General features: G+C 70.2%; 3 protein-coding genes. 2 read left to right on the top strand and 1 reads right to left on the bottom strand.

Going from position 1 to position 3,823, the window contains the following annotated elements:
• Nucleotides 1-172: 172 nt before the first annotated feature.
• Entirely contained in the window at nt 173-1,747 is a 1,575-nt protein-coding gene (locus tag ACWGI8_RS41175) for a sodium:solute symporter family protein (protein ID WP_453668573.1), read from the top strand.
• A 77-nt stretch (nt 1,748-1,824) separates the two neighbouring features.
• On the opposite strand, the gene ACWGI8_RS41180 is transcribed toward ACWGI8_RS41175, so the two are convergent.
• Entirely contained in the window at nt 1,825-2,940 is a 1,116-nt protein-coding gene (locus ACWGI8_RS41180) for an ADP-ribosylglycohydrolase family protein (protein WP_453668574.1), read from the bottom strand.
• Between the two features lie 325 nt (nt 2,941-3,265).
• Here ACWGI8_RS41180 and ACWGI8_RS41185 point away from each other — a divergent pair.
• On the top strand, nt 3,266-3,823 hold a 558-nt coding region (locus ACWGI8_RS41185; RefSeq protein WP_453668575.1), incomplete at its 3' end, for a glycosyltransferase family 39 protein.

The following is a 3,823-nucleotide window of genomic DNA, read 5'->3' on the forward strand; positions in this document are numbered from 1 at the left end:
GGCGAACATCGCCGCGTGCGGCCCTTTTTCACCCTTCTGTCGATCACAAATGTGAACTGAGGTCAATAATCCGAACAGTTTTACTTGCTCTTGACTCTTCGACGCGTTGTCGCGGCCGCTCAAATGGCCACACCATGAACGGCGTTCACAAGGCGGACCCCTGGAGGGGGACATGAACAGTCTCGACTGGACCGTGCTCATCGGCTACTTCGGCGTGATGGTCGCCATCGGTATCTGGTCCCACAAACGTGTGGACAACGTCAGCGACTTCTTCACGGCCGGCGGCAAGATGCCGTGGTGGCTGTCGGGCATCTCGCACCACATGTCCGGCTACAGCGCTGTCATGTTCACGGGTTACGCGGCCATCGCCTATACGTACGGCGTGACGTCGTACGTCACCTGGTCCTTCCCCATCGCCATCGGTATCGCCATCGGATCCCGGCTCTTCGCCCCACGCCTCAACCGGGTCCGTTCACGCCTGCACGTCGCCTCACCGCTCGAATACCTCAAGAGCCGCTACAACCTGCCCACCCAGCAGGCCCTCGCCTGGTCCGGCGTGCTCCTGAAGATCGTCGACGTCGGCGCCAAGTGGGCGGCCATCGCCACCCTGCTCTCCGTCTTCACCGGCGTCTCGCTCAACATGGGCATCCTGATCACCGGTGCGGTCACCGCCGTCTACTGCACGGTCGGCGGCCTGTGGGCGGACGCGCTCACCGAACTGGGGCAGTTCATCATCCAGTTCGTGGCCGGCATCGCGATGCTGATCGCCGTCATGGCCGAGCTGGGCGGCTTCAGCAGCCTCTGGAGCGTCTGGGACGAGCCGGTGGTGTCCGGCCACACCGAGCCGCTGGCCGGCCCGTACATGATGGTCTTCCTGATCGCGTACCTCTTCATCAAGACCTTCGAGTACAACGGCGGGATGTGGAACCAGGCCCAGCGCTACATGGCCACCGATTCCGCCAGGTCCGCCGAGCGCTCCGGCCGGCTGTCCGCCCTGCTCTGGCTGATCTGGCCGCTGGTGCTGTTCTTCCCGATGTGGGTGGCGCCGGTGATCCTGGCGGACGAGAAGAACGTCGTCCCGGCCGACTCGTACGCCGTCATGGCCGAACAGCTGCTGCCGCACGGCCTGCTGGGTTTGGTCGTCGTGGGCTTCTTCTCGCACACGATGGCGATGTGCTCCTCCGACGCCAACGCGATCGCGGCGGTCGTCACCCGCGACATCATGCCCGCCGTCTCCCGCAAGGTCCGCGAGTGGGACACGCGCGCCGGACTGCTCGCCGCCCGCTGGTCGACGCTCCTCTTCCTCGGCCTGTCGATGGCCATCGCGACCCAGGTCAACTCGGACTTCTTCGGTGACATCATCACCGTCGTCATCAAGTGGGTCGCGGGTCTGATGGGCCCGATCGCGATCCCGCTGATGCTCGGCATGCTCCCGTGGTTCCGCAGGAGCGGCCCGACGGCGGCGCTGCTGAGCTGGGGCCTGGGCCTGGTGACGTTCTGGCTGGTGAACTACCCGATCAGCTGGAACGTCGAGGGCGGCGTCCCGCTGCAGTACCAGGTGTCGATCCCGCTCGCGGTCTCGCTGGTGCTCTTCGTCCTGATCGGCTACGTGAAGCCGGAGGACACCCCGGAGCGGGACGGAATCCTCGCGCAGCTCAACCCCGGCGGGGACGGGGAAGGCGCGGCGGCCATCCCGCAGCCGGCCGCGGCGGGCGACACGGTGACGCAGCCGGCCGCGAAGGAGTAGTCGCGGCTCGGTGATCAGGGGTGAGCGGAGCCGGACGGGCCCGCCCACCCGTTCCGTCTCCGGTGACGTTCCGCGGTTCAGCCACGCGGGTAGCGCTGCAGCCAGCCCGGGGCCGAGACCGCCGGGCCGTGGAGGGCGGGGCCCTGGGTCATCTCCATGGCGAAGTCGTCGGCGAGCTCGAGGATGGTGGGGCGGCCCTCCAGCTCCGCGAGCCAGGCGGGGGGCAGGGCCGTCTCGCCGTGGAGGGCTCCCAGGAGGGCGCCGCAGACGGTGCCGGTGGTCTGGGAGGGGCCGTCGTGGTTGACGGCGAGGCGCAGGCCGTGGCGGATGTCCTCGCTGACGAGGGTGGCGTAGACGGCGACGGCGAGGGCGTCCTCGGCGTTGTTCGGGTCGCCGAGGGCGGCGATACGGGCGGGACTCGGGATGCCCTGGCGTACGGCGCCGAGAGCCTGCTTCAGGGCGTCGGTGACGGGCTGGTGACCGGGGCGGGGCGTGAGCAGGGCGAGGGCGCGCTGGACCGAACCGTCGACGGTCTCGCCACGGGCCAGGCCGTGCACGATGACGGCGAGGGCGCCGGCCGAGAGGTACGCGGTGGGGTGGCCGTGGGTCTGCGCCGCGCACTCGACGGCGAGCTGGCAGACCAGCTGCGGCTCCCAGCCCACGAGCAGTCCGAACGGCGCGGAACGGACGAGGGCTCCGGCGTCGCGCGCGGTGGGGTTCTTGGGCTTGTCGACGGTGCCGAGTGTCTCGTCGCCTAGTCCGGTGAGACAGGCGGGGGCCGGGTCGCGGCGGGCGTACAGCCATTCCTCGCGGGCGAGCCAGCCGTTGTCCTTGCGGCGCTCGTCGGGGCCCCAGTCGCGCTGGGTGGCCGCCCAGCGCAGATGGGCACGGTGCACATCGGTCGGCGGATGCCAGGCGCCGGTGTCGCGGCGCACCTGGGCGCGTATCAGCCCGTCGACGGTGAAGAGGGTCAGCTGGGTGGCGGCGGTGACGGCGCCGCGGCGGCCGTACGCGGGGACGAAGTCGGTGACACCCTCGGCGCCGTGACCGGCGCGTATCTCCTCGACCGTGAGCTCCGCGATTCCGGCGCCGAGCGCGTCGCCGATGGCCGCACCGAGCAGACAGCCGCGCACCCGGGCGCGGAAGTCCTGCTGTTCGGCACGGCCCCAGACGGCTGTGGCTGCTGTCGTCACGCGGAGTCCCCTCCCCTCTCGTGCGCAGCACTGTAATCGACCGCATGAGATCGGTTCATGGGCGGAATCAAGCCGGAACGGCTTGTGAAACGGAATGTGACCCGTCGCCCTTCAGGCCGGTTTTGATCACTGTTCATGAGGGATCTCCCGATGCGACGTGCGGTCCCGCAGGATCCTCCGGATGAGGGCGGGCAGCCGGGAGCGGTGCCCGGGCGGCCATCGCGGCCATCGGTGCGGCTGTAGGTAGGGGCCGAACGGGGGAAAACGGCCGGGCGAACAGCTCCTGCGAGGCGCCTGGCGAGCAGGGTCCACCAAGGTTTTCGGCATGTCTGTTCTCCCTTCCTCCCCGGCCCAGGACCTGAAGCCGCGCACCGACCAGGACTCCGGCGACGTCGACGGCACACGCGGCACCGAGGTCGCCGACGGCACGGGCGGCACCGGCGACACGGGCGGCACGGGCGGCACCCGCGCAGACCTGGACCTGGACCAGGACCATGCGCCGGAGGCCGCGCAACACCCGGAGCAGCCGGCCCCGGCCCCCGCGTCGCCCGGCGTGTGGATGTGGCCGGCGCTGGCCACCCTCGCTGCGGCGATGTACGGAATCGGCCGGCCGCTGATGTGGGGCGACGAGCTGACCAGCTGGGACGTGGCCTCCCGCAGCACCGGGCAGCTTCTGGCCACGGTCCAGCACGTGGACGCGGTGCTCGGTGCGTACTACCTCCTCCTGCACGGGTGGATGGGTGTCTTCGGGGACTCCGCCGCGGTCGTGCGTCTGCCCTCGGCCCTGGCCATGGCCGGTGCCGCCGCCTGCGTGGCACTGATCGGGCGGCGCCTGTTCGGCCGCCCCGCCGGGCTGGCGGGCGGCCTGCTGTTCGCCCTGATC

The sequence above is a fragment of the Streptomyces sp. NPDC054841 genome (assembly GCF_053611045.1).